Below are 24394 nucleotides of genomic sequence, written 5' to 3'. Positions count from 1 at the left end.
TTTTTTTGTTTCCTCTGATCAAGAATCAGAAGAAGAATCTTTTTGGTCAAAAAACTTTGCAAGTCCTGCAAGACGAGGATCTACTTTTTTAGTCAAATCCTGTTCTTGAATCACTTCCCAATCTTTTCCTGACTGAGGAGCACCTTCGCCACTTTTTACATCTTCACAAAAAACTTGCATTGGAACCTCAAGAGAAAGAATTTCTTGAATGACCGGCATTAGATCAATCACATCACCTTTTACTTGATGGACTTCATCATCAATAGAATAGTCCACTCCATTTAGAAGGAAGGTTTCAGTTGTTTCAACACTAATTGGATAATTTACATCAACTAAAGTACGAGAACAAGGCAGGATTAAATGACCTTTAATCGTTAAATGAAAAGTCACGTCGGTTGAACTGATATCAGCTCTTCCAGATATATGCATAGGAGAAACAGAACGAATCGATGGTTCCACTTTGCTCATATCATCTACTTGAATCGTTTCATCTATTAAAAGATCCTTGTTTCGATATTTTTGTAACTGACTAATTGTCCATTTCAATTGAATCACCTCAAGGCAACAAAGGTAATTATAGCTTCCATATAATTATTTGTCAATATTTTTTCTTTACAGTATCGAAAAGCGGAAGTGGCTTGCCCAGGGGCGACAGGCATAAGACGAGACGGCCGAAAGGTCGCTCTTAGATAGAACATGGTAATGCGGAAGCGTCACTTTTATCATTTTAACCATTATTATTAAAATATGCAAAAACACTTGAAAACAAAATCTGTGACAGTTATGGTAGATGGTAAACTGAGGAGGAAAATATATGAAAGCAGTTGGTGTTATTGTCGAGTACAATCCTTTTCACAACGGACATGCATTTCACTTAGCAGAAGCAAAGAAAACTTCTGGAGCAGAAATTGCTATTGCCGCAATGAGTGGAAATTTCCTGCAACGCGGAGAACCAGCCTTAGTTTCTAAATGGACAAGAACAGAGATGGCATTAGCAGCGGGGGTCGATATCGTTTTTGAAATCCCCTATCAGTACGCAACTCAACAAGCTGAAATATTTGCCAATGGTGGAGTTTCTCTACTGATTGCTGCAGGATGTGATTCTATTTGCTTCGGGAGTGAAGACGGCAACATCGAAGCCTTTGAAGAAACCTATTCATTTATGAAAAAAAATGATGGCTTTTTTCAGCAAAAAGTAAACGATCATATCCAAAAGGGAGTTAGTTATCCTAGGGCACTTTCTCTAGCATTTACGGACCTATTTCCAGAAGATACGTTAGTCGATTTAACTAAACCTAACAATATTTTAGGATTTCAGTATTTGAAGGCCGCAAAAAAGCAAAACCCGATGCTAAACATGTTTACTGTTGCAAGGAAAAACGCCGCTTATCATGATGAGAACTTTTCCTCTGAAACCATTGCCAGTGCAACAAGTATTCGTAAAGTTTTATTTTCAGAAAATCAGCAGTTTGACCAAATACAACCCTATCTACCAAGTTCTACTTTAGAGCTATTAAAGGAATATCAATTAAAATATGGGGAATTTCACCACTGGGACCTGTACTGGCCATTTTTAAAATTTAAACTACTCCAAACTAGCCCAGAGGAACTAAGGAATATTAATGAAATCGAGGAAGGAATTGAAAACAGGCTATTATCACAAGTAATTGGGGCAGACTCCTTCACAGATTTTATCAACCGTCTCAAAACAAAACGATATACCAGGACACGATTGCAGAGAGTTTGCCTGAACCTGCTAACCAACGCTAAAAAAGAAGAGATGGCGGTCATCGATGATGCTGTTCCATATTTACGTCTTTTAGGCATGACGGATAAAGGGAGAGAATATTTAAATAAACAAAAAAAACACTTTAACATCCCACTCATTTCCAAACTATCCTCCTATAAAGGTAAAGAAATACAATTAGATATTCGCTCAGCCAATATCTATCAATATGGTTTAACAAAATCCAAACCTGAGTTAAACCATGAATATAAGAAAACACCCATATTACTCACAAAAAAAGGAACTGACCAATAAAAATCTGGCCAGTTCCTTTTTATTTTTTGGCTGTGTTAAATTAGAATGTTGATTTCCGCTCCAATCACATTGTGCAAAAAAATCAACAATGAGCTTTAACACAGCCTATTATTTTTTCATTTTTAGCTTTTCTAAATAGGCAACAGCATCATCAAATGTTTCAATCGGAACAATTTTCATGGAGGTACCGATATCCTTTGCCGTTTTAACTGCCATCTTATAATTTGAATCAGACACGCCTTTTTCCTCTGGAGCAAAGAAGATTTCAGCACCAGCTTTATCCGCTGCTACAATCTTTTGCTCAATCCCACCAATTCTTCCGACAGTACCATCTGGTGAGATTGTACCTGTCCCGGCAATCTGGTAGCCCTTTGTTAAATCAGTTTTCGTTAATTGATTATAAATCTCTAAAGAAAACATGGTCCCTGCAGACGGTCCTCCTATTTCCTCAGAATCAATCGTAACCTTAGGGTGGACCTCAATTTGCTTATCATCTACTAATCCGATTCCGATTCCAACCTTATTCTTATCTTTGGAAAAGGTTTGAACGGCCAAGGATACGGTATGTGATTGTCCATCCCGTTCATATGTAACCTCAACTTTATCCCCAGGTTTTTTTACACCTATGTAATCGATAAATTGATCCATTGATTCAAATTCTTTTCCATCGATCCTCGTTACTCGATCTCCCGGCTTTAGTTTCCCTTCTGCAGGCATATTTGGGATAACCTGAAGAACATATACACCATTAAAACGGAATTTAACCGGAATATTAGCCTTTTTGTAGGCAACTTCAATGGCATTCGTTTTTGAACCCTCCATCATATGGAGCTGTCTGACATTATATTCCTCATCAGTCTCATCTTTGCTTCTCACTTCTTCAACGGGGTATATTTCTTGGTACTTACTAAATTTAGCGATCGTGTAGGCATATATATTAGCCTTTCCCATCCTTATTGTTGTTAACATGAAACTACCTTTCTCACCATTGCCATTTTCAACCTCGATGATTGGTGCTAACTCTTTTGCCATACCAGGTTTTGAAACATAGTACGGTAAATAATAAAATGAGCTAGCGACGAAAAAAATCCCGGCGATGATGAGGAAACGAAGATAGTGTTTTTTCCTCATTCTGAATGTGTCCCCTTCCACTGATCAATCATATTCTTAATATTATTAACATGTTTTTTGGCTTCCTCTTCCCCAATAGAAATGATGTCTTCAATATTGGTAAAAGCCTTAGAACTATATTTTTCCACTTGAGGCCGAATCATGACATCTGAAGCAATCATTCTATGGTCCACCAGTTCCATTTGCATGATATCGATGCTTTGCATAATCACGTCGAAAATGGAACTTACCTCGGTATTCGTTTTCACCCGCGAAACATCTACCGCAATGATAAACTCTGCGCCCATTTCTTTGACAACAGAAACAGGGATTCGATCGACAACTCCTCCGTCAACCAGGAGCCGTCCATTGATTTTTTCTGGAACAAATATACCAGGAATCGAAATACTTGCTCTAACAGCTTCTGCAATTGGGCCCTTTGTAAAAACCACCTTTTCCCCTGACATAAGATCAGTGGCTACAACGCCAATCGGAATGTCTAGATCCTCTATATTTTTCCCATGGGTGAAAATTCTAATTAAATCTTTCACTCTTTTTCCTGCAATAAATCCCATTTTAGGGACAGTAAAGTCAAGATAATATTTGCGTTTGAAGGCACTGGAAATTTTATATAGCCGATCCATATCCAAACCAGCCCCAAAAAAACAAGCGATCATCGCACCCATGCTACTTCCAGAAATAAAATCAATCGGAATTCCTTCTTCTTTTAGGACCTTTATTACACCCAAATGGGCGAATCCCCGTGCTCCACCCGAACCGAGTGCCAAGCCAATTTTCGGACGTGGCAAGAAGATTTCCCCCTTTTCATTTAGCATATTTTTTAGGATTATCAGTTTTATTCTTATGGTCTAATCTACATTTCTATGAGTATATTGTGATATATGGGGACAAGACATTGTCTATTATATTCACTTACTTAGCAGGTGACCTTGAATTTCTAATAGTAGTTCTTTTAGCTGTAGGCAATTAATGATTTTTATTTTAACACTGTTTCCCCTTATTGCACAGTAACTACCCTTTTTAGGAGGCTCAGTCGGTGTATCGTTCAAAGTTGAAGACCATTCTCCTTGCATGCTCAGTTACAATTATGGCTGTTTCAATTATTGCCTTTCCCCAAGAATCTGTTGATGCCTCAATTCGGGGACTAAATATGTGGTGGGAAATTGTATTTCCTTCTCTTTTACCGTTTTTTATCGTTTCCGAGATGTTGATTGGTTTCGGAGTAGTCAAATTTATTGGAGTCTTACTTGAACCATTGATGCGGCCGATTTTTCGTGTACCAGGGGTTGGCGGATTTGTTTGGGCAATGGGGATGGCCTCTGGATATCCTGCTGGTGCCAAACTTACTGCAAGGCTAAGACAGGAAGGCCAGTTGACTAGAATTGAAGCAGAAAGGCTTGTCTCATTTACGAACTCCTCCAATCCCCTGTTCATTTTCGGAGCAGTTTCAGTTGGTTTTTTTTATAATCCTCACCTTGGCGTGATTCTTGCCCTATCACATTACTTTGGGAATATATGTGTGGGAATCCTTATGAGATTCCATGGCAAAGTCGAAGAGACAAAAGAAAAGGGGAGACCTAGAAAATCCAAGCTTCGTTCGGCCCTTTCCGCACTCCATCAATCTAGAATAAATGATAACCGTCCCATTGGAAAGCTTCTAGGTGATGCCGTAACATCCTCCGTACAAACTTTAATGATGATTGGCGGGTTTATCATCTTATTTTCTGTTATTAATAAGTTACTATTTTATTTGCACATTACCGGATTTCTTTCTAGCATGTTAGAATTATTTTTTCGTTTTCTTCATTTCCCTGAAGCGTTGAGCATCCCTTTTATTTCAGGATTATTCGAAATCACATTAGGAAGCCAACTCACAAGCCAGGTTACCGATGCAACACTTTTACAGCAGACCATTATTACCAGCTTCATTTTAGCTTTTAGTGGACTTAGTGTACAAGCACAGGTTGCTAGTATTTTAGCTCAAACCGATATTCGTTTTCAGCCCTTTTTTATTGCTAGGTTTTTTCATGGAATTTTCGCGAGTATATTTACCTACCTTTTTTGGGAGCCCATCTATGAACGCTTTTATTCAACAGAACAGCCATCTAACGCTCTTCCTGTTGGATTAATCGGAGAAAACAACTGGATGTATAATACTTATCATTCCTTTATCCATGTAGGACCGATTATCACTATATTGACTCTAAGCCTCTATGTAATGATCCTCTCAAGGAACATCTATAAGAATTAAAAAAACGAGCACAAACAAAGTGCTCGTTTTTTGCCATTATTTTTTTAGCGCAGCAAACTTATTATGTAACTCCTTTGCTACTATTGGTGGAACTAATTCGGAAATGTCTCCATCATATTTCGCGACTTCTTTAACAATACTAGAGCTTAGAAACGAATATTGATTGTTCGTCATGATAAAGAATGTTTCTACATCGTCATTCAATACTCGGTTCATTGAAGCATTTTGCATTTCATACTCAAAGTCAGATATGGCACGAAGACCACGAATTAATGCATTAGCATTTACACTTTTTGCATAATCCACTAGTAGACCATCAAATGCGTCAACCTTCACATTCGGGATATGTTTAGTAACCTCTTTAATTAATTCAATTCTTTCTGCCACCGAAAATAACGGAGTCTTAGTTGAATTATTTAACACACTAACATAAATTTCGTCAAAAATCTTAGCCCCACGAACGATAATGTCCAAATGTCCGTTTGTAATTGGATCAAAAGTACCTGGACAGACAGCAATACACGGCAAAACTATACCCCCTACTATTCAACATCATTTTCAAAAATTGTAATATGAATTATCCCATACTGTTCTTGCTTTATTTGGTGTAGATTTCCTATCGCCTCAGGCAATTCGACTTCATGACTATGTTCACAAACAATGATCCCTTTTGGAACAATAATTCTGTTATGGTCTAATTCAGTCATGAGTGACAGGAGTTGTTGTTGTTTATATGGAGGATCCAAAAAAACAACATCAAATGAAAGCCCTCTTTTGTTTATCGCTTTAAGAGCTCTATTTGCTTCATTTCGGTATATTTCTGAATATTCATCTAAGTTGCAAAATTTAATATTTTCTTTTATAGTTTGAATGGCTTTCCCATCTCTGTCAACAAAAATAACTTTTTCAAGTCCTCTACTTAAACCTTCAATGCCCAATCCGCCACTTCCAGCAAATAAATCGAGTCCTATTCCCCCTTCAAAATAAGGTCCGATAATATTAAAAATCGCTTCTTTCACCTTATCTGTCGTTGGCCTTGTTGTATTTCCTGGCACTGCTTTTAAAATCTTCCCTTTGCTTTTTCCGGAAACCACTCTCAATGTTAGATCACCACAACTTTTTCATTTTCAATATTTTTTTCTATCCTACCACATAAGGTCATTTGTATCCAATCTTAACTTATTCACAAAAATGATCATTAAAATACCTAAATTAGGTATAATGCAGTTCATTGTGGAAATAATGTAAGTAACAACATCTATTCGAGGATGTTGTTGCCAACCGCGGAGAAGACTTACGTTTCCCCATAAGTTCTTCCTCCGGTTTCTCCTCTCCCTTTGCCTTCTATCCTTAATAGTAAGGATATAGAAGGGCCCTGCAAAAATTTGCAGGGTTTTTTCTTTTGTGAAAGGCTCTGTTAAACTAGAATGTTGATTTCCGTTCCAGGCACTCGCTTTCCGCGGGCGGTCCGGGAGCCTCCTCGGCGCTTTCGCGCCTGCGGGGTCTCCCATGACTCGCTTCTCCCGCAGGAGTCTCGCGCCTTCCACTCCAATCAACATTTTGCAAAAAATTAACATTGAGCTTTAACAAAGCCCTGTGAAAATCCTCCGATAATTCACTAAAAATTTCGCCATTTCTTTAAATATAGCAGTGCTTTTCCTTCTATTTTTCAAATAAGCATGGTACATTATTATGGACTATTATGTTGTTTTGGAGGACTTTGTTATGATTCAACGTTTTATTGAACTAGGTGAAGGGTATTCTGATCTGTACGAATTAATTGAAATTGCCAAATCGAATCAACATCGATTATTAAGAATGATGGCTTTCCATTCTGTTGATAATGGGAAGGATGTCACTTCACTGGCTGTTATATTAAATCCTACTAATCCCGGTAATTTCCAACCAATATATTTGTCCAGAGAAGGCATTCCCAACCCCAATATATTGCCAAATAAACGATTTAATCTATTTCGTGAAACAGCAGAACAATTGGAAAAGAATGTGATTGAACTTACCGTAAAACCATCGAGTGAATTTGCCGAAAAAGAGTTGTTTTACCAATACTTAATTGGAATCCTCAGAATGAATCGCTATATTCCATTTTTACATTAAATGAAAAAAAACGACAAGGCTAAGGGTTTTCCCCAACCTTGTCGTTTTAATTTATGATTATATTCCCATTTTGTAATCGTATTCTTTCGCTTTATCAGGCTTAGAATTTTCAAATTCCAAGCTTAAAAATGGCTTATAAGATGGCTCCACTTTTTTCACAAAAGAATAAGATTGCAATTTTGCGGTTAATTCCTCAGCATCATCTTGGTTGCAATATAAAACCACATATTTCATTTTTTTTGAAACAAAATGAACGTTGCCAAATTTCCTAAGCATTTTGGCCTGCTTCAAAGAATAAAGCCATACGATAATTCCTTGCCGAGAACCAAACATTCTGTATTCCCCTTAAGACTTTTTTATAAGAATAGCATACAGACAATATACTCGCAATCATGTTGGATTGTTTATTTTGAAGAACATCCGCAACTTCCCCCAGATCCACAACCACCACCACAGGCGGAGAGGCTATCAAAGTGTGGATTTCCAGTTGGAACTTTTATATTTTCTGAAACTGAATGACCTATAATTTTACTTATTTCATCTAGGAGTGTTTGAAGTTCATTTTCAACCTGTTTAAAGGTTCCCACAAGAGGATCAAGGTCCATTTCTCGCTTAACTTCTCGGACACTACTCATGACTAGTTTATAATTCGGATGGTATTTTCCGAATCTTTGAACTTCCTCATATTGGTCCTTTACGCTCATAAATGCTTGTATTTTTCGCTGCGATTCCTTGTTTTTTTTCAAAAGAAAAAAACATTCTCGATATCGGTCGGCGATATCTGAATGGAGAATCATGGCGGCAAGTTGATCGGTTGTGTCTAAAAGTTGCATTCTTTCGAATGTAGCAAGCAAATTGCTCACCTCCGTTTCATATTTTATCATGAAACGATACCGAAAGCGAACAACGGGTACATTCAAGGAATAGTGACTGTAAATTCCTCTTTTAGTGAATAGGGTTGATTATGTAGATTCACTACTTGCAATTCGATTGTGTGGTCCCCTACTGGCATTCCTTTTATGATGAAAACAGAGGAATAGATTTCATCCGTTTTTTTTCCATCAACATAAACAATTAATTTTCCAGTCTTTTTATTACGATTATCATTTCGAAATGAAATGTCGGACAGCATACATTCTACAAACAGATTTTTCCCCTTAACGTAATGTCGGACGAAAAATGGAGATTTGTTCTGGATACCTGAAACAGGGACATTGTCCTCGTTATTGATCGGTGTTCTAGTTGATAAATCCGTGTTAAATTCGGGTTTAGGTATATCCTTATGACAAGCAGATAAAAATAAAAGCATAAAGACAGGGGTTAGCCTAAGTATCCCCATCATTGTCCATCACTCCTTTATGCTTTTATTGTTTACAGCCATTCCTTTTTTACTCATAAAACAGACCTCGTTTAAGATTGAGAATTCATTGTTTGAAACATACTCATCATCATTGACGCCATTTGGACACTATTGGTGAACTTTTCAACCTGATGTGGAAACGTTTTTTTATAATGATGCATTGAAGATATTTCTAAAAGCTGTAATTCATGAGGATTTCTTGTAAGTTTCCGATACCATTTTGGCTGCTCACGGATAAATTGAAGTAGTTGAGGGCTACTATTTAAATAGTCTAAAATCTCTTTTCTCATCAAAAATCTCCCTCATTAATCCTTTCTAAAATTGAAAGGATGTGGTGGTTGCTGCTGGTTTTTTGGGATTGGGTTTGATTGATTCCCACCTTGAAATTGTGAAACAACTCCTTGGATTGCTGCAAGGGCTTGACTTAAATTATTGATATGACTCTCAAATTGTTGCGCGTCCATCTTTTTTACTGCCCCCATTATTTGACCAATCCAATCCGTTTTTGACTCTGTAGTGGTTGTGGTAGTAGCAGGATCTTTCTTGTCCCCGTCGCGAAACTCATTCCAGCGAGGATCTTCTTCTCCAAGTAGGTACCAGTCCTCATACAACTCCTGCCAAGTACATTTCTCACTCCGTACTTTTTGAATCATTTTAGGATTACTTTTCACAAATTGTTTGAACTTTTCAATTGAAGGATGAAGCTCCTTTTTCTCCATTTTTCTCACCCCAAAAATGTTACAATACCTACAATACGATATGATTGTTTGAAAAAATGGTGAAGTCTATTAAGTGTTTAAAAATTCAAAAAATTATTAAAAAATGATACAATAAAGAAAGATTTTTGAAGAAAGAGGTTAAAACATGAAGAATGAACTTCAAGAAATACTTGATACCTGCATCCAAGAAGCGGAAAATGAAGACTTAGAAATATTAAATGAGGTCCTCCGGGCAGTCCGGAACAAGCAGGCTCAGGGTCAAGGTGTTGGATTTATTGGTGCTTTACTTCAAATGGAACGGAAAATAGATGGTCAAAAATGTGAAGTTTCAATACCTATTAATCCTGTGGTTTTGAACTCATTAGGGATTGTTCATGGAGGGATTACTGCAACCATAATTGATTCTGCTATGGGGTCACTTGCGAACTCGCTCCTTCCACATGGTTATGCAACAGTTACAACAGGATTAAATATTCATTATATCGCTCCTGGAATCGGTGAATCACTCCGCTGTGAAGCTCATGTAGAACATAAAGGGACAAAAACGATGGTATTATCTGCTAAGGTCTATCGTCCCGATGGGAAAAAGGTAGCCAAGGCCACTGGCAGCTTTTTTATTATTGAAAAATAATTCATTACAAGGTGATTTAAATGGTGACTGCCATTGTCATACCAATTATATGCTTTTATTTTTATTACCTAACCTACAAAGAAAGCAAAGCTTTCAAAGAAAAATGGACAAACTTGGATCAGGTAAAAGAAGAAGCTATTCTTTCTGGAAAAATTATCAGTATTAAAGAAGAAAAACAACTATATTATCATCATCACTATATTCATATTATAGAAATCAGATTACAGACGTCCTTTAATATAATCACCGCTAAAAAAATAACCCCGATTAAAGGGTCCTTTGAAACATATAAAATGAATACTGGTGAAATCGTCAGCATTTATGGGAACTGGGAAAAGGAAGAATTTCGAATTTCAAGAATCATTAGGAATTTGGAGTAACAAAAGGATTGATTAAAAAGAATGAAACAGTGGGGGCAGGAAAAAAGATTCTCCTGCCCCCATTATCATAAAATAAATGAGTCCATTCTTTTTTATTACTATTTTTGGATAAAATCTTGGGTATAGTGTTTGTGAAAAACTCCAACACCTATATGTGTGTACTTATCATTCAAGAGGCTATCACGATGCCCCTCACTGTTGAGCCATCCTTCCATTACGGCAGGAGCATCCATATAGTTAGCAGCTATATTTTCTCCAGCAATTTGGTATTGGATATTGGCTGTTTTAAGCCGGTCAGATAATTCACCAAATAGTTTAGAATTATGAGTGAACGTGTTGGAATCATACATATCCTTACTATGCAAAAATGCGACCTCTGCTGTGGCTTCGTCCCATTTTAAAGGTTTTACGTGATAACGTCTTCGCATGATATTTGTTATATCAAATATTTGTTGCTTACTCCCCTCTTCGATCCTTCTCCAAGAGTCATCACTAAGGGGTTCATTTTCTAATAGTTCTCCGCGATAGACTAGCTCGTATGGCCGCTGAGTGACCAACGTCTTTTCATTAAAAAAGCGGACACTTGACAATTCCCCTGTAAATTTATCAATCAGAAGTTGGACATATATATCGCCCAGTTTCACTAATGGTCTTGTATTCATTTCATCTTCTGACATTTCAAAACGATATGAGGTTTCTTCATATGTAAAATTAACTCCAGCATCAAATATTACCTTCGAAAAAAGATCTTCAACGGATTGTCCAATTTTAAATGGAGCTATGTTTACTTTCTCTCCAATGGCGTATAAAGTGACTATTTCCCCATTTTCAACACCCACTTGCATGTAGCCCTTAACATCATCATAAATCCACCATTCATAACCATATGAGGAAAAGTCTTTACGATTTGGTTCTCCGTAGGATGATACAAGGACATCAACCTGTTTCCCTATTAATGTAGATAGCCCCTCAGTAGGTCTATTTAATTCGGAAACACCTTGTTGTGATGCATTCTGCTTTAATTCCTTATTCTTGTCTGGAGAAGCGTTTTCCTTCATATATAATCCGTCTGATTGATTTGGATTTTTCACATTTAGATAAAATCCAGCTGTTAGCATAATTCCAACTAAAAATAATATTTTTATTAAAGTACCCAGGCCATGCCCCCCTCTCTATAAGTTTTCATTACTGTATAATTGCTATTTAAAAATATTATAGCATCTAAACCACTATTTATATAGCAACAGGCTTTATTGATGCCTTGATTTCATATACCCTAAAAGCAAAAAGGCTCACCACTTGGTGAGCCTAGGCTGTCGAGAAACTCTCGACAGCCTATTATTTTACCAAAAACTTTAGTGATTCACCGCGTTAATTTGTTATAACACAATTGATTATTATTAACAAATAGGCTGTTCTATAGGTATGTTGATTTCCGTTCCAGACGCTTCGCTTTCCGCGGGGCGGGCGTGAGCTTCCTCGTCGCTAAAGCTCCTGCGGGATCTCACCTGTCCCGCTGCTCCCGCAGGAGTCTTCGCGCCTTCCACTCCAATCAACAGGGCGCTTCCAATTCAGACCTTCTACTCAACCAATAAATAATAAAATAAGTGGAGAAATCATTGTTTAAACCAAAAGAGTCTAGCCAAAGTGATATGAATTTGTGTCTATTGATGAATTAGTTCCAGCCTATCGCCTTCTTCGATTGATTGACAAATATATCGATTTTTCGTTTCTTCTTGAAAAGGTCCGTCCTTATTATAGAGATGATAATGGACGTCCTACTGATCCGCTTATTCCTTTTTAAAGGCTCTTTTCGTAAATTTTGTTGCTCTTTAAACTTAGATGTTCCCACAAAGGGTTTTTTCGGACAGCTTTTGAGAATTCGAGGACAGTCACGGAAAAATGGGAATCAAAGAACCGCAATGATGCCCAAAATCCAAGAGTCGCTGAAAAATGGGAATCAAAGAGCCTCAATGATGCCCAAAATCCGAGAGTCGCTGAAAAATGGGAATCAAAGAGCCTCTTTAGTGCCCAAAATCTGAGAGTCGCGAAAAAATGGGAATGAAAGAGCCTCTTTGGTGCCCAAAATCTGAGAGTCGTGGAAAAATGGGAATGAAAGTGCGGCAATGATGCCCAAAATCCGAAGTGGCAGGAAAAATGGGAAACAAAGAGCCATACTGATGCCCAAAATCCGAAGCGTCGTCCGAATGCACGGAGCATTCGGACAGCATTTTTTTCACAAAGATTGTTTTTTTCATAGGCTTCGCTACTGCGGATTACGCTGATTGAAAAATGTAAGGAACAGGGCTCTCCTTACTGCAACCTGCCAAAACATAAAAAAATGGCAACCCATTTAGTTAGGTTGGATATGGTATGTTGTAAATCTTTTTGTTGATTTGCCTCCTGTTGATTGGAGCGGAAGGTGCGAAGACTCCTGCGGGAGCAGCGGGACAGGTGAGATCCCGCAGGAGCTTTAGCGACGAGGAAGCTCACGCCCGCCCCGCGGAAAGCGAAGCAACTGGAGCGCAAATCAACAGGTCCGTTAGCATAGACAATCTAAAAATCGACATTTAACGCAATGACAAAATGCAAAGCCCACTTTGGTGAGCTTTGCATTACTTCTGTAAAGGAACCTATTAGTATTAATGTTGGATTTCACTTTGCCCTGGTTCAGAGATTTCCGTTAGAGCAACTTTTGCTTGGTCATCAGTTAACTCATCTACTGCGAAATCTCCTAATGAAACAATGCCAACCAACTGATCACCTTCAACCACTGGAAGTCGTCGTATTTGGTTTTTAGCCATGATTTTGGCTGCCTCTTGCGTTGTGGAATCAGGTGTGACCGTTATTAAACGTTTGCTCATAATTTCCTCTACTTTAGAAGAGGCCGGATGTTTCTCTGCAATGCACCGAAGAACAATATCCCGGTCCGTTATCATTCCTACAAGTTTTTGGTTATCAACAATAGGAACTGCACCCACATTCCATTCTTTCATTTTTACCGCTACTTCAAATACATTATCAAGTAACGAGCATGTCTCAACATTTTTTGTCATCAAATCATTGATATTTCCCATCAACATCACTCCTATTTTTTTCAATGATAATGGCTGTCCAATAATGACCATGCAACCCACCTCTTGCATAACCTATTCCCACATGGGTCGCCCTTTTTTCTAGTATATTGCTTAGATTGACTTGTGAGTTAACCCAAGTACTAAACATTTCATCAGCCGTTGTTGGTCCTGCCCCTATATTTTCAAGAACAAATGAAAAGGGAATATGAAATGTAGACAACATAACTGTAGGATTACCATAGGTTGGAGATTTATGCGAAACGTATCCATGATTTTTCATATCAAGGGCTTTTTTATCAGCAATAGCTGATAGCTTTTCATCATTTATCAATAATGGCAAACCAGCGCTGCTCCGTTCTTTATTTATTAAATGAAGCATTTTCTCCAACTCATTTTTCCTTCCTAGTTGAAGATCAGGAAGATAAAGGGTATCACCAGGAAAGATGATGTTTGGATTTACCACTTGTGGATTCTCTCTCAGTAGACTTTCAAAATTTACACCGTGTATTAATGAAATTTTCCAAAACGTATCCCCCGATTGAACTGTGTATTTCGATACCGCATAGACATTTTTCTCGAAACAAAGCCAGACAAAAAGTATGAAAAAAAAGGTAATTACTTCTTTTTTTAACTTCATATCCTTGCTCCTTCCGTAATTCTTCCTTATATAGTTTCTCCAAATAAAAGAAAAAAAAATAAAATCAGAAAATATAGTAAAATCTCTTCTTTCGAATTGCAACTTGATGATTTTTCTACTATTATTAAAATGAGAAAACTTGTTGGGATTGTTAATATATACCTTTCCAACCAAAAGTTCGTGGATAGTTAGTAGGAGGGACAAACATGAAATTAGAAAAAACTGGTCTTGAAAATGTAAAAGCGGATTTAAATCGTTTGGATGATGTCATGCTAGAGCTTGGGTTAGTTCGAGAAGGACAATGGGATTATGATCGTGTTACATATGACAGAAAATTCGAAATGGCTGAAGGAGTCTTTTATCTTCGAGTTCAAGGTTACGCAACCGAAGGGGATGTCGGTGCCCACAAAGCTGTCATTCAATTAATCACACCACTGCTTGGAAAGCATTACTTTCCACATGGGGTTGAATACGGCGAAGGAGAAAACTTCCCAAAATCTCTTGTAACACAATGCGAGAAAATCTTAGCAGATTTACAAAGTAAAATAGCTACATTTGCTTTATAAGAAAAAAAGAAGGCGCATTCAAACACTGAATGCGTCTTTCTTTTGTCATCCTCCTAGGAATTTTAAAATAGATTAATGATTGCTTATCTTTTTCTAAACATACTATAATTTAAATAAAGAAATGAAATTTTTTTTTTGAAATGTTTTTAGTAGATTATGCAGGTCGTGGCTTGGAAGGGGGTAAAAGTTTTGATAAAATTGCTTACCAAAAGAAGATTTTTAATTTTGCTTGTGGTTATGATTGCAGTGAGTATTGCCTACATTGTTTTACCTATATCCCTACCATTAATTATTTCATTTATTACTGCGCTTTTACTTGAGCCATTTGTTAAAAAACTGCAATATAAGCTTAAAATAAAACGGAGGATCTCAGTACTAATTGTTTTTATATTTTTTATCCTATTATTAAGTTTGTGCAGTTATTTTATTACAACAAAAGTTATTGCTGAAGTCATCAAAATAGTTGAAAATTCCCCCTTCTTTATTAATGAAATGTCGAAAAAATGGGTTAACATTGAAGCATATTTAATGACTCTTAGTAAAGATTTACCACCTGTGGTTATTAAACAAATAAGCTTCCAGGTCCAACAATTCTTAGATAATTTCAAGGATAGCTTATTGTCTTATGTAAATATTAATAATCTAAAAGCAATCCTGACCAATATTCCAAATTACCTAGTAAGTTTCATTGTATTTTTAGTAGCATTATTCTTATTTTTACTAGATTTGCCGAAAATTAACGAAAATCTTTATCAACATTTATCAGAGAAAACAACGACAAAAGTTACGATTATGTCATCAAGATTGTCATATGTTGTTTTTGGATTTCTTAAAGCTCAATTTCTAATCAGTGTTATTATTTCAATTCTTTCACTTATAGCCTTACTGATTATTACCCCGGAAATTGCAATAGTCATGTCATTACTGATTTGGCTGATAGACTTTATACCTATTTTCGGAGCGATAACCGTTTTAGCTCCTTGGGCTCTGTTTCAATTATTAACAGGGGGCATGGTATTAGGTATAGAATTAGTGGTCCTAATATGCATATTGCTTGTAGTAAAGAAAATGATAAAGCCAAAATTAATAGGGACACAAGTTGGTCTCTCACCGTTATCCACTCTTGTAACGATGTACTTAGGTTTCAAAATTTTAGGGCTTATAGGAATTATTGTAGGTCCATTTCTGCTCATTACTTTTAATGCCGCGCGAGAAGCCGGAATGATCAAAATGAACTTCAAAATATAAAACGAGCTGGAGGATATCCGCTCGTTTTTATTTACATATTTTATTACAATCCTAATATTGCTTTAATCACAGATGTTGTTTCCCCACCATGGTAGAATACGTAAAGAAGCAAGTATACTGCAACCCCAGTTATACCTGTAAAAAACCAAATAAAACTAGTTATCGGCCCTAATTTCCGATGAGTTTTCAAATTGTTTTTATACCCCGTTACCAATGAGATGATTCCAAATACTGCTCCGACAGTTGCTAAAGTGATATGAAAGATAAGGAAAATAGTATAATATATCTTAATATCATCTGGACCGCCAAATGAAGTGTTTCCAATAAAAATTGTTCTGCTTGCATAAATCAAAAAGAAAATAAGTGCGAAAATAGCTGCCAAAGTCATAGTCTTTCTGTGTGTTTCAATCTTCCGCTGTTTGATTTGTACCCATCCTATTGCTACAGTGATGGCACTTAGAACAATAAACCCGGTACTAATCGTAGGTAATACTGGTATTGAATTCATCATCTAACACTCCCCATTGAATTAACTCTCCTGAAACAATTTTATGGTAAGATTCAACATATTTCAACAAATAGCTGACTTTTCTCAATATTTATTCAATCAAGACACAAAAAAGGTGGCATCTGTTCAAAGATGCCAACCTTCATGATTTAACTAAATCCGAGTACAGATTCGCATCTTCATCAGCTTTACCCTCTTCTATATCTTGACGATACCACTTAAAGAAAACTTGAGCTAGAACTGTACCATAAACAATTTCTTGAATAATTTTCATTAATACTCCTCCAAGCTGCTGGTCTTGAATCAACGGCATGGAATTAAACATTTCTGGTCCACTTAAGTTAAGTGTTGATAGGGTTGCCGGTGGAACACATAATTGCAATGCTTCCATCCAAACCTTTGGATCAGAATACGTATGATACATTGGTGTATCTGAAAATATAATCAGTGCACAAGCTGGGGTGATAAGGATACCATTCGCAAAAATATAACCAACTTTTTTAATCCCACTAAGGGATTGATTCTCCGATAAGTCATTCACCAACGGCCACCACATAAAGATTGCTAGGAAAAATAAAAAAATGGTATACGAAGCGTGTAACCACATATCAGTTTTAATGAAATCAAAAATGAGCGGAATATGATAAAACGAAAACATACCGTTAAATAAAACCAAAGCAATAAGTGGTTTTGTAAAGAATTGAAAAACATTCTTTATTATGGTATTTTTCAAGATTTTTCTCCAAATCCATTTTGGTATCCCAGAAATAAATAATGGCGCTATCACCAAGTATAGAAAAGCCATTTGGATCATATGAGCATAAAACATTAAATGTCCCATTAAATCAAGTGGAGATCCCTTTATGGTATATAAAAGGACAATTGCAAAAATAAATATACTGGCTTCAGTTTTAGTGATTGGTTCACTGTCAGAAATTTTCTTCTGATATTTAACTGTAACTAAATAATATCCGACTAATACTGCACATAATGTTAGAAGAAAATATGGACTCCATAGGGCACGAAAACCAAAGATATCAAGAACAGGCATCTTTCTCTCACCTCTATAATTTTAGTAAAGCTAAATTGGTTCGTAAAAATTCTGGGAGTGTCATTTCAACATAATGTCAAAAAGGAAAATCAGCGAAGCTGATTTTCCTCCTAATAATTACCACCAAATAATTGTCATAAAGGCAAGAACCGTTACTGATCCTACTACTGCTCCTGAGTAAAGGAATAGTTTTGGTGCTTCATGACCTTTATGGTTCATATGCATGAAATAATATAACTGGAATATCACTTGTACAACCGCGAGAAGAAGAATAAAAGGAACTCTAAACCAGTTAGAAAAATCCTCATATGCGACTGTTGAAAATGCAATTAAGGTAAAGAATATCATAATTGCAAATGAAACAACCTGATACTTCATTTCTTCCGCACTTTTCTTGCGACGATATTCAATGTCAACTCTAGGGTTACCTGAACTTGGTTGTTGATGTGCCATCAGTTTATCCCACCATTCCCATTAAATATACTACTGTAAAGATGAATACCCAAACAACATCAATAAAATGCCAGTAAAGGCTAGCAACATAAAACTTTGGTGCGTTGTATAGGCTTAACCCACGTTTTGAATTGCGAATCATCAAAGTTAGTATCCACGAAAGTCCAAACGCAACGTGTCCACCATGGAAACCTACTAATGTATAAAACGCAGAACCAAATGCACTACTTGTAAAGGTATGATGAAATTCATGGACATAATGATTAAATTCATATACTTCCAATCCTAAAAAGCATGCCCCTAAAAGAACGGTAATTCCTAACCAAAGTTGCATTTTTTTGAATTCAAAATTCTTCATATGGTACATTGCATAAACACTAGTCAAAGAACTTGTTAACAAAAGCATTGTTGCAGCAAACGTAAGAGGTAGTTCAAATAGATCTTTTGCAAGTGCATGGCTTGAATTTGGAACCTTATCCTTTAATGCGAGGTAGGTCGCAAATAACGATGCAAATAGCACTGTTTCTCCACCAAGGAAGAACCAGAATCCAAGGAATTTATTTTTGGCTTCAAGGGTGGCTTTCTCAGGCGATGCTGGCCATGTTTCCAACGTCATTTTTTCTTCATGAGCAACCATTATGCCTTAACCCCCTTGTTGTCATCTTGTAAATCTTCTTTATGAATATGGTATCCATGATCGTCTTTAACCGAACGCATGAACATTGAACCTAATGTAATAACAAATCCACCAATTAAGACAGGTAGACCCCAACTATATTCTGTACGGTACATAGCACCAAAGGCTACTACAAATAAGCCTAAGGATATCATGAAAGGTATGAACGAATTATTTGGCATATGAATATCACCAAGCGGTTCAGCAGGTGTCATTTCCGTTTTACCATTCATTTTTTCAATCCAATATGGATCTAATCCACGAACAAGTGGTAGTTGTTTAAAGTTATAGAATGGTGGTGGCGAAGAGATTGACCACTCAAGAGTACGTCCGTCTCCCCATGGGTCATTCCCAACCTTTTCATTTTTCACTTGTGTTATAACCACATTCAATAATAAGATGATGACGCCTACAGCCATGAAGAATGCACCGACTGTACTTATTAGGTTTCCGGTCTCCAACCCTTGTCCAGGTAGGTAAGTGAAAATCCGGCGTGGCATCCCCATAAGTCCAAGGAAATGTTGAACAAAGAATGTTAAATGGAAACCAATTAAGAATAACCAAAAAGTAATTTTCCCTAAAGTTTCATTTAACATAGTTCCAAACATTTTTGGCCAATATAGATGTGCTCCACCTAATAAAGCTAAAACAACTCCACCTACAATTACATAATGGAAGTGAGCAACAACAAAATAACTATCATGGTATTGATAATCTTGAGCTGCTTGTGCAAGCATTACTCCAGTTACCCCTCCGGCAACGAATGACGGAATAAATGCAACAGCATAATGCATTGGTGTAGTGAACTTAATGCTTCCACCCCACATTGTAAACAGCCAGTTAAAGATCTTGATCCCAGTCGGAACGGCTATCGCCATTGTCGCTACTGAGAAAATCGCATTAGCAACTGGTCCCATACCCGTTGTAAACATGTGATGAGCCCAAACCATGAAACCTAAGAACCCAATTAACACGGTTGCAAAAACCATGGAAGAATATCCGAATAGGCGTTTTCTTGAGAAGATTGCGAAAATTTCTGAGAAAATTCCAAATGCCGGCAATACAAGAATATATACTTCAGGGTGTCCGAAGATCCAAAAGAAATGTTCCCAAATAATTGTATTCCCACCATTAGCTACATCGAAAAAGTTTGAGCCGAATAAACGATCAAAAATCATTAAGAATAAGCCAATAGTTAATGGAGGAAATGCGAACAAAATTAGTGCTGAAGTGACAAAACTAGTCCACGTAAACAACGGCATCCGCATATAAGTCATACCTGGTGCTCTCATATTAATAATCGTAACAAGGAAATTAATCCCCCCGATTAATGTCCCGGCACCGGATATTTGTAAGCCAAGTGCATAAAAGTCAATTCCATGACCTTTCGATGCTAATGACAAAGATGCGTATGATGTCCAACCTGCATCAGGTGCTCCACCTAAAAACCAAGAAAGATTTAGGAAAATACCCCCAAAGAAAAACAACCAAAAACCTAATGCATTTAAAAATGGAAATGCAACATCTCGTGCTCCAATTTGCAAAGGAACAACTGCATTCATAAATGCAAAAACCAGCGGCATTGCTGCCAAGAAAATCATCGTAGTACCGTGCATGGTTAAAATTTGATTAAAAAGCCCAGCACTAACAAAATCATTATTTGGAACAGCAAGCTGAATGCGAATGAACATTGCTTCAAGACCGCCTAAAACAAAGAAGAGCCCACCTGCGACAAGGTATAAAATCGCAATTTTTTTATGGTCAACAGTTGTTAAATAGTCCCAAAGAGCTGCTCCAAACCCCTTTTTCTGAGCGTAGCTACTCACCATTTTTCCTCCCTTTTCAAAAATCCCCTGTTATTTCTGAACTTTTAAGCCCATCAAGTATTCAGCGACAGCATCAATCTGCTGGTCTGTTAATTGTCCGTATGTTCCTGTCATCTTGTTGCCAGGCTTATGAGATTCAGGATCCTTGATCCATTTTTTAACATTTTCTTTATTGTGATCTAACACTCCTGCTACCCTTGAACGCTCGCCAAAATTAGTTAAATTTGGTGCCATTCTTGCTGCCTCAGGTGTTTTGTTAGATGGGGTTACTGCGTGACATCCAATACAACTTTTATTGAAAACGTCTTGACCTTGTTGTGCTAAAGCTGTATCAGCCTTTTGTGGTTCTTTAACATTTTGCATGTCTTTGACCCACTTATTAAACTCTGTTCGTGAAACGGCTTTCACTTTAAAATCCATTAGTGCATGTGATGGGCCGCAAAGCTCTGCACATTTTCCATAGAATAAGCCGCCAGCCTTTTTAGCTTTTTTACCGTCAAACTCCAACCAGAACTTATTAACATTATCGACATTAGTATCCATTTTTCCGCCTGCTGCAGGAATCCAAAATGAATGTTTAACATCGGATGCTTTTAGGTTGAAATATACTTTTTCATCGGTTGGAACAACTAATTCTTGACTAGTTACAATTCCTAAATCTTTGTAATCAAATTCCCACCAATAAAGATTAGAACGTACATTTACTACAAGTACGTCGGATTTGCCATCTTTCTTATTATCCATTTTTGATACGTTTGCAAAATTGAATGTTGCTGCAACAGTTGGAACTGCCATTATAAGCAGTAGGATAATAGGAATAACAGTCCAAATAATTTCTAATTTGTGACTTCCTTCGATCTGTTTTGGAATCTTGTCATCCTTCCGGCGAAATCGAAATAATACAATTAAGAAAATAAGTGTGACAACTAGGATTACTCCCACCATTATCCACGTACTGAGCATCATAAGGTCAAATTGCTTTTTTGCAACTTCACCAGCCGGCTTTAGTGTTGATAGAAATGGTTTCCCACAGCCGGACAAAATGAGCATCATGACGGAAAATAATGAAAACAGTTGCCATTTCGCAAGTCTTTTCATTGCTTTACCAAACCCCTCTTTCGTAAAATATAATAAAATTTCTGAGTAAATCTATGGATAAATCCATTCTTTATTTCCCCTTTAATAGAGAATGGAGTTCCTACAAAATTAAATCAACGTTACAATTACCATTGCCACAAACATAATGGTCAAATACTGTAAAGAGTATATAAACATTAGTTTTGCCCACTTCATATCATCCTTCATTTTGTATCCAGATAACCCTAGTAGTAACCATCCAACATTCAGCAGAGATGCTAGAATGAGAAACGGCATACCTAGTGATTGTAAAAAGAAAGGTAGTGGCAATAATGCGATAACCCATAAAATCATATGATTTTTTGTGGTTTTAAACCCCTTTACCACTGGAAGCATTGGAATTCCAGCTGCCCGATATTCCTCAACTCGTCTCATTGCAAGAGCGTAGAAATGTGGAGGTTGCCAAACAAACATAATTAAAAATAAAAACCAGGCTATAGGATCAAGATTCCCATCAACAGCTGCCCAACCAATTAGCGGAGGTACAGCTCCAGAAATACTTCCAACAATCGTATTTGAAACATATAATCTCTTAGACCACATTGAATAGAGACCTACATAGCTAATAACTCCAATTAAACCAATAATTGCTGCGGAAATCGTCGTTAATAATAGAAACGAAATTCCGAGTGCGATTAAAAATAGCCCCAGCACAATAACCCAATTTGGATTAATTTTACCTGTTACGGTTGGTCTGCTTTTTGTTCTTTTCATCAAATGATCGATGTCTCGATCTATAAAATTATTTAAACTACATGAGCCTGCGATAATCAAGGATGATCCAATCAAGGTGAACAGGACTATATCCAAATGATCAAGAAAATGATTATTTGTAAAATGTAGTGCAAGCCAGATTCCTGTAAATGTTGTAATTAAGTTTGAATTAACTATTCCTATTTTGATTAGTGCAAAGAAGTCTTTTAACATAGTGGTTTCTGGAATATCAGTATGACTAGAATCTATAGTTGCTTCCCCAAAACCTTTTGGATTCGACATATACCTTCCTCCTTTTCCCTTTTTTGCGAGATTACTTTTCTATTTATAAATGTCCTGAGCCAGTCAGTTTAATAGATTTTCAAAGTTGTATATTCAATTTCCTAATTTTCACTATTGACATTATAAAAATATCGTTAATTATTCACCTATATCAAAACGATTTCTTTTCTCACTGTATATTAAATCACACTTTTGGTTATTTTTGTGAAGTTTTTTTGAACATTTTATATATTTTTTTTGTCCAAAGGGAAAATGGAGGTAAAATGATATTCTATTGCTATAGTAAAAATACGGGTAATATTGTTTTAATATTCAATAATTTAAAGATAGAATTCCATTCTAAGTTACTAATTTTCTAAGTTATACTATAATATATTCAGTGAGAATTCTAATAGTTGTAAAAATTCCTGTAATTGTGTACTATCGAAAATGCAATCATTTTCTTTATTTCTATTTTTTTTAGTAGAAATTCTCGAAATATGTCCTCTTCATTATATATGTCAATACATTTTATTGACAAATAATTAAACTTTCATTTTTAGGATGTGATATTTTGTGCGTAGGTCTTTAAAATTATTGGCTGTTTTAACAACGATCGGTATGCTACTGGTATTGTTAGGAGGAGCTCTTGTCACAAAAACTGGTTCTGGTTTGGGATGCGGCAGGTCATGGCCATTGTGTAATGGAGAATTTGTCCCAAGCGACATTACCTTTGAGTTAGTGATCGAGCTTGCTCACAGGCTAGTCTCTGGGACAGTTGGAATGATGGTCCTCATATTGTCCATTTGGTCGTGGAGGTCTATTGGACATATACGGGAAACTAAATTTTTAGCTTTCCTTTCGTTTTTCTTCCTCCTTTTACAGGGATTAATAGGGGCCGCAGCTGTTTTATGGGGACAAAACGGTTTTGTTCTTGCTCTTCATTTTGGTATATCTCTTATTTCATTTGCCTCTGTCTTTCTATTAACACTGCTCATATTTGAAGTTGATAAGAAATTCAATGCTGAAAAATTAGTAATTGATAAACGGTTGGGTAAACATATTATCGGAGTAACGATATATAGTTATATTGTGGTTTACACGGGGGCTCTCGTTCGGCATTTAAAGGCCAGCCTAGTGTGCCCAGACTGGCCTTTATGTTTTAATTCATCCGCTTCCCTCCCTACAAATTTAAATGAATGGGTGCAAATGGGACATCGATTCTTTGCTGGTCTGATCTTCTTGTGGATTGGTTATATTACAATAATGGTAATAAAAAATTATAAAAATCAAAAGGTTTTATATTGGGGTTGGATCATAGCCTTTATAGTTGTTTGCTTGCAAGTAATTGCTGGGGCATTAGTTGTTCTCTCTAAAATCAATTTATTTATAGCATTAGCACATGCATTTTTTATTTCGTGCCTATTCGGAATCTTAAGCTACTTCCTGCTCCTTACTTTTCGAAGTAAGAGCAATGCTTTAAAACTTGGAGAAAAATCTTCAGTTACAACGAATGCAACACAGCCACCTTCAAAGACCATATAAAAAACAGGTCTGAACATAAAGTTCAGACCTGTTTTTTTGTTTTGGCTGTTTTCGTAAACTTTGTTGC

28 protein-coding genes and 1 pseudogene are annotated in these 24394 nt (G+C 36.6%); 9 read left to right on the top strand and 20 right to left on the bottom strand.

Annotated features, from left to right (window positions below; all coding sequences use genetic code 11):
• Positions 1 to 18: 18 nt before the first annotated feature.
• Complete coding sequence (locus B1NLA3E_RS06435; protein ID WP_015593028.1) at positions 19 to 546, bottom strand: YceD family protein; 528 nt, start codon at positions 544 to 546, stop codon at positions 19 to 21.
• 268 nt (positions 547 to 814) lie between these two features.
• On the opposite strand from B1NLA3E_RS06435, the gene B1NLA3E_RS06430 reads away from it, so the two are divergent.
• Positions 815 to 2041: a nucleotidyltransferase gene (locus B1NLA3E_RS06430; protein ID WP_015593027.1), complete on the top strand. Its 1227-nt coding sequence runs from the start codon at positions 815 to 817 to the stop codon at positions 2039 to 2041.
• 108 nt (positions 2042 to 2149) lie between these two features.
• On the opposite strand, the gene B1NLA3E_RS06425 is transcribed toward B1NLA3E_RS06430, so the two are convergent.
• A complete protein-coding gene (locus B1NLA3E_RS06425; RefSeq protein ID WP_015593026.1) occupies positions 2150 to 3172 on the bottom strand; it encodes a SepM family pheromone-processing serine protease in 1023 nt (340 codons plus the stop codon).
• A complete protein-coding gene (locus B1NLA3E_RS06420) occupies positions 3169 to 3960 on the bottom strand; it encodes a patatin-like phospholipase family protein (protein WP_015593025.1) in 792 nt (263 codons plus the stop codon). The genes B1NLA3E_RS06425 and B1NLA3E_RS06420 overlap by 4 nt, the downstream gene beginning before the upstream one ends.
• Positions 3961 to 4208: 248 nt before the next feature.
• On the opposite strand from B1NLA3E_RS06420, the gene ylbJ reads away from it, so the two are divergent.
• Positions 4209 to 5423 (top strand): sporulation integral membrane protein YlbJ, encoded by a 1215-nt coding sequence (ylbJ, locus tag B1NLA3E_RS06415; RefSeq protein WP_015593024.1) that lies wholly within the window; start codon positions 4209 to 4211, stop codon positions 5421 to 5423.
• A 36-nt stretch (positions 5424 to 5459) separates the two neighbouring features.
• Here ylbJ and coaD read toward each other — a convergent pair whose 3' ends face one another.
• A complete protein-coding gene (gene coaD, locus B1NLA3E_RS06410; protein WP_015593023.1) occupies positions 5460 to 5951 on the bottom strand; it encodes a pantetheine-phosphate adenylyltransferase in 492 nt (163 codons plus the stop codon).
• Positions 5952 to 5965: 14 nt separating this feature from the next.
• Positions 5966 to 6523 carry a 16S rRNA (guanine(966)-N(2))-methyltransferase RsmD gene (rsmD, locus tag B1NLA3E_RS06405; RefSeq protein ID WP_015593022.1) on the bottom strand — a complete coding sequence of 186 codons (558 nt, stop codon included), beginning with the start codon at positions 6521 to 6523 and terminating at the stop codon, positions 5966 to 5968.
• A 625-nt stretch (positions 6524 to 7148) separates the two neighbouring features.
• Here rsmD and B1NLA3E_RS06395 point away from each other — a divergent pair.
• Complete coding sequence (locus B1NLA3E_RS06395) at positions 7149 to 7538, top strand: DUF7147 family protein (RefSeq protein ID WP_015593020.1); 390 nt, start codon at positions 7149 to 7151, stop codon at positions 7536 to 7538.
• A gap of 57 nt (positions 7539 to 7595) precedes the next feature.
• On the opposite strand, the gene B1NLA3E_RS06390 is transcribed toward B1NLA3E_RS06395, so the two are convergent.
• From B1NLA3E_RS06390 to B1NLA3E_RS06370, 5 genes are all read right to left on the bottom strand, one after another.
• Entirely contained in the window at positions 7596 to 7871 is a 276-nt protein-coding gene (locus B1NLA3E_RS06390; protein ID WP_015593019.1) for a YlbG family protein, read from the bottom strand.
• A gap of 71 nt (positions 7872 to 7942) precedes the next feature.
• Positions 7943 to 8392 (bottom strand): YlbF family regulator, encoded by a 450-nt coding sequence (locus B1NLA3E_RS06385; RefSeq protein WP_041580358.1) that lies wholly within the window; start codon positions 8390 to 8392, stop codon positions 7943 to 7945.
• A 62-nt stretch (positions 8393 to 8454) separates the two neighbouring features.
• Positions 8455 to 8880 (bottom strand): hypothetical protein, encoded by a 426-nt coding sequence (locus tag B1NLA3E_RS06380; protein ID WP_015593017.1) that lies wholly within the window; start codon positions 8878 to 8880, stop codon positions 8455 to 8457.
• Between the two features lie 68 nt (positions 8881 to 8948).
• Complete coding sequence (locus tag B1NLA3E_RS06375; RefSeq protein ID WP_015593016.1) at positions 8949 to 9188, bottom strand: YlbE-like family protein; 240 nt, start codon at positions 9186 to 9188, stop codon at positions 8949 to 8951.
• 15 nt (positions 9189 to 9203) lie between these two features.
• Entirely contained in the window at positions 9204 to 9617 is a 414-nt protein-coding gene (locus B1NLA3E_RS06370; protein WP_015593015.1) for a YlbD family protein, read from the bottom strand.
• Between the two features lie 145 nt (positions 9618 to 9762).
• Here B1NLA3E_RS06370 and B1NLA3E_RS06365 point away from each other — a divergent pair, with 145 nt between their 5' ends.
• Together B1NLA3E_RS06365 and B1NLA3E_RS06360 are read left to right on the top strand one after the other, a co-directional pair.
• A complete protein-coding gene (locus tag B1NLA3E_RS06365) occupies positions 9763 to 10248 on the top strand; it encodes a PaaI family thioesterase (RefSeq protein ID WP_015593014.1) in 486 nt (161 codons plus the stop codon).
• A 20-nt stretch (positions 10249 to 10268) separates the two neighbouring features.
• Complete coding sequence (locus B1NLA3E_RS06360) at positions 10269 to 10628, top strand: hypothetical protein (protein WP_015593013.1); 360 nt, start codon at positions 10269 to 10271, stop codon at positions 10626 to 10628.
• Positions 10629 to 10726: 98 nt separating this feature from the next.
• Here B1NLA3E_RS06360 and B1NLA3E_RS06355 read toward each other — a convergent pair whose 3' ends face one another.
• On the bottom strand, positions 10727 to 11746 hold the full coding sequence (locus B1NLA3E_RS06355) for a CAP domain-containing protein (protein ID WP_051120127.1): 1020 nt from the start codon (positions 11744 to 11746) through the stop codon (positions 10727 to 10729).
• Positions 11747 to 12288: 542 nt separating this feature from the next.
• On the opposite strand from B1NLA3E_RS06355, the pseudogene B1NLA3E_RS25200 reads away from it, so the two are divergent.
• A pseudogene (locus tag B1NLA3E_RS25200) lies at positions 12289 to 12429 on the top strand (IS5/IS1182 family transposase); the annotation flags it as partial.
• Positions 12430 to 13270: 841 nt separating this feature from the next.
• Here B1NLA3E_RS25200 and B1NLA3E_RS06345 read toward each other — a convergent pair.
• On the bottom strand, positions 13271 to 13705 hold the full coding sequence (locus B1NLA3E_RS06345; protein WP_015593009.1) for a CBS domain-containing protein: 435 nt from the start codon (positions 13703 to 13705) through the stop codon (positions 13271 to 13273).
• Positions 13689 to 14342, bottom strand: coding sequence for a CAP domain-containing protein (locus B1NLA3E_RS06340; RefSeq protein ID WP_041580356.1), 654 nt, complete (start codon positions 14340 to 14342; stop codon positions 13689 to 13691). The genes B1NLA3E_RS06345 and B1NLA3E_RS06340 overlap by 17 nt, the downstream gene beginning before the upstream one ends.
• A gap of 206 nt (positions 14343 to 14548) precedes the next feature.
• On the opposite strand from B1NLA3E_RS06340, the gene B1NLA3E_RS06335 reads away from it, so the two are divergent.
• Together B1NLA3E_RS06335 and ytvI are read left to right on the top strand one after the other, a co-directional pair.
• Entirely contained in the window at positions 14549 to 14908 is a 360-nt protein-coding gene (locus B1NLA3E_RS06335) for a YugN family protein (protein WP_015593007.1), read from the top strand.
• Between the two features lie 189 nt (positions 14909 to 15097).
• Positions 15098 to 16156, top strand: a complete 1059-nt coding sequence (gene ytvI, locus B1NLA3E_RS06330; protein ID WP_041580355.1) for a sporulation integral membrane protein YtvI — start codon at positions 15098 to 15100, stop codon at positions 16154 to 16156.
• Positions 16157 to 16199: 43 nt separating this feature from the next.
• Here the strand turns inward: ytvI and B1NLA3E_RS06325 are convergent, their stop codons facing one another.
• The 7 genes from B1NLA3E_RS06325 to cyoE all read right to left on the bottom strand — a co-directional run bounded on the left by B1NLA3E_RS06325 (position 16200) and on the right by cyoE (position 22803).
• Entirely contained in the window at positions 16200 to 16667 is a 468-nt protein-coding gene (locus tag B1NLA3E_RS06325) for a DUF420 domain-containing protein (protein WP_015593005.1), read from the bottom strand.
• Positions 16668 to 16806: 139 nt separating this feature from the next.
• On the bottom strand, positions 16807 to 17715 hold the full coding sequence (gene ctaG, locus B1NLA3E_RS06320; RefSeq protein WP_015593004.1) for a cytochrome c oxidase assembly factor CtaG: 909 nt from the start codon (positions 17713 to 17715) through the stop codon (positions 16807 to 16809).
• Positions 17716 to 17832: 117 nt separating this feature from the next.
• Entirely contained in the window at positions 17833 to 18168 is a 336-nt protein-coding gene (gene ctaF / locus B1NLA3E_RS06315; protein WP_015593003.1) for a cytochrome c oxidase subunit IVB, read from the bottom strand.
• Between the two features lie 4 nt (positions 18169 to 18172).
• Complete coding sequence (locus tag B1NLA3E_RS06310) at positions 18173 to 18805, bottom strand: cytochrome (ubi)quinol oxidase subunit III (protein ID WP_015593002.1); 633 nt, start codon at positions 18803 to 18805, stop codon at positions 18173 to 18175.
• Positions 18805 to 20673, bottom strand: a complete 1869-nt coding sequence (ctaD, locus tag B1NLA3E_RS06305; RefSeq protein ID WP_187292156.1) for a cytochrome c oxidase subunit I — start codon at positions 20671 to 20673, stop codon at positions 18805 to 18807. Before ctaD ends, B1NLA3E_RS06310 begins: the two co-directional genes overlap by 1 nt.
• Positions 20674 to 20700: 27 nt before the next feature.
• Positions 20701 to 21768 (bottom strand): cytochrome c oxidase subunit II, encoded by a 1068-nt coding sequence (gene coxB / locus B1NLA3E_RS06300; protein WP_015593000.1) that lies wholly within the window; start codon positions 21766 to 21768, stop codon positions 20701 to 20703.
• A gap of 108 nt (positions 21769 to 21876) precedes the next feature.
• The gene (gene cyoE / locus B1NLA3E_RS06295) at positions 21877 to 22803 is read right to left on the bottom strand and encodes a heme o synthase (protein ID WP_015592999.1); all 927 of its coding nucleotides are present in this window, start codon (positions 22801 to 22803) and stop codon (positions 21877 to 21879) included.
• 555 nt (positions 22804 to 23358) lie between these two features.
• Here cyoE and B1NLA3E_RS06290 point away from each other — a divergent pair.
• Positions 23359 to 24327, top strand: coding sequence for a COX15/CtaA family protein (locus tag B1NLA3E_RS06290; protein WP_041580354.1), 969 nt, complete (start codon positions 23359 to 23361; stop codon positions 24325 to 24327).
• The last annotated feature ends 67 nt before the right edge of the window (positions 24328 to 24394 follow it).

It is taken from the genome of Bacillus sp. 1NLA3E, assembly GCF_000242895.2.
In the GTDB taxonomy this organism is placed as follows: Bacteria; Bacillota; Bacilli; order Bacillales; family Cytobacillaceae; genus Bacillus_BU.
This window is presented reverse-complemented; position numbering and strand designations above follow the sequence as displayed.

What these genes read in the sequence shown, in the direction of transcription:
- B1NLA3E_RS06430 (WP_015593027.1), top strand. Translation starts at nt 815, where the DNA reads ATGAAAGCAGTTGGTGTTATTGTCGAGTACAATCCTTTTCACAACGGA.
- B1NLA3E_RS06425 (WP_015593026.1), bottom strand. Translation starts at nt 3,172, where the DNA reads ATGAGGAAAAAACACTATCTTCGTTTCCTCATCATCGCCGGGATTTTT.
- B1NLA3E_RS06395 (WP_015593020.1), top strand. Translation starts at nt 7,149, where the DNA reads ATGATTCAACGTTTTATTGAACTAGGTGAAGGGTATTCTGATCTGTAC.
- B1NLA3E_RS06390 (WP_015593019.1), bottom strand. Translation starts at nt 7,871, where the DNA reads ATGTTTGGTTCTCGGCAAGGAATTATCGTATGGCTTTATTCTTTGAAG.
- B1NLA3E_RS06380 (WP_015593017.1), bottom strand. Translation starts at nt 8,880, where the DNA reads ATGATGGGGATACTTAGGCTAACCCCTGTCTTTATGCTTTTATTTTTA.
- B1NLA3E_RS06375 (WP_015593016.1), bottom strand. Translation starts at nt 9,188, where the DNA reads ATGAGAAAAGAGATTTTAGACTATTTAAATAGTAGCCCTCAACTACTT.
- B1NLA3E_RS06370 (WP_015593015.1), bottom strand. Translation starts at nt 9,617, where the DNA reads ATGGAGAAAAAGGAGCTTCATCCTTCAATTGAAAAGTTCAAACAATTT.
- B1NLA3E_RS06365 (WP_015593014.1), top strand. Translation starts at nt 9,763, where the DNA reads ATGAAGAATGAACTTCAAGAAATACTTGATACCTGCATCCAAGAAGCG.
- B1NLA3E_RS06360 (WP_015593013.1), top strand. Translation starts at nt 10,269, where the DNA reads ATGGTGACTGCCATTGTCATACCAATTATATGCTTTTATTTTTATTAC.
- B1NLA3E_RS06355 (WP_051120127.1), bottom strand. Translation starts at nt 11,746, where the DNA reads ATGCTAACAGCTGGATTTTATCTAAATGTGAAAAATCCAAATCAATCA.
- B1NLA3E_RS06345 (WP_015593009.1), bottom strand. Translation starts at nt 13,705, where the DNA reads ATGGGAAATATCAATGATTTGATGACAAAAAATGTTGAGACATGCTCG.
- B1NLA3E_RS06340 (WP_041580356.1), bottom strand. Translation starts at nt 14,342, where the DNA reads ATGAAGTTAAAAAAAGAAGTAATTACCTTTTTTTTCATACTTTTTGTC.
- B1NLA3E_RS06335 (WP_015593007.1), top strand. Translation starts at nt 14,549, where the DNA reads ATGAAATTAGAAAAAACTGGTCTTGAAAATGTAAAAGCGGATTTAAAT.
- B1NLA3E_RS06325 (WP_015593005.1), bottom strand. Translation starts at nt 16,667, where the DNA reads ATGATGAATTCAATACCAGTATTACCTACGATTAGTACCGGGTTTATT.
- ctaG (WP_015593004.1), bottom strand. Translation starts at nt 17,715, where the DNA reads ATGCCTGTTCTTGATATCTTTGGTTTTCGTGCCCTATGGAGTCCATAT.
- ctaF (WP_015593003.1), bottom strand. Translation starts at nt 18,168, where the DNA reads ATGGCACATCAACAACCAAGTTCAGGTAACCCTAGAGTTGACATTGAA.
- B1NLA3E_RS06310 (WP_015593002.1), bottom strand. Translation starts at nt 18,805, where the DNA reads ATGGTTGCTCATGAAGAAAAAATGACGTTGGAAACATGGCCAGCATCG.
- ctaD (WP_187292156.1), bottom strand. Translation starts at nt 20,673, where the DNA reads ATGGTGAGTAGCTACGCTCAGAAAAAGGGGTTTGGAGCAGCTCTTTGG.
- coxB (WP_015593000.1), bottom strand. Translation starts at nt 21,768, where the DNA reads ATGAAAAGACTTGCGAAATGGCAACTGTTTTCATTATTTTCCGTCATG.
- cyoE (WP_015592999.1), bottom strand. Translation starts at nt 22,803, where the DNA reads ATGTCGAATCCAAAAGGTTTTGGGGAAGCAACTATAGATTCTAGTCAT.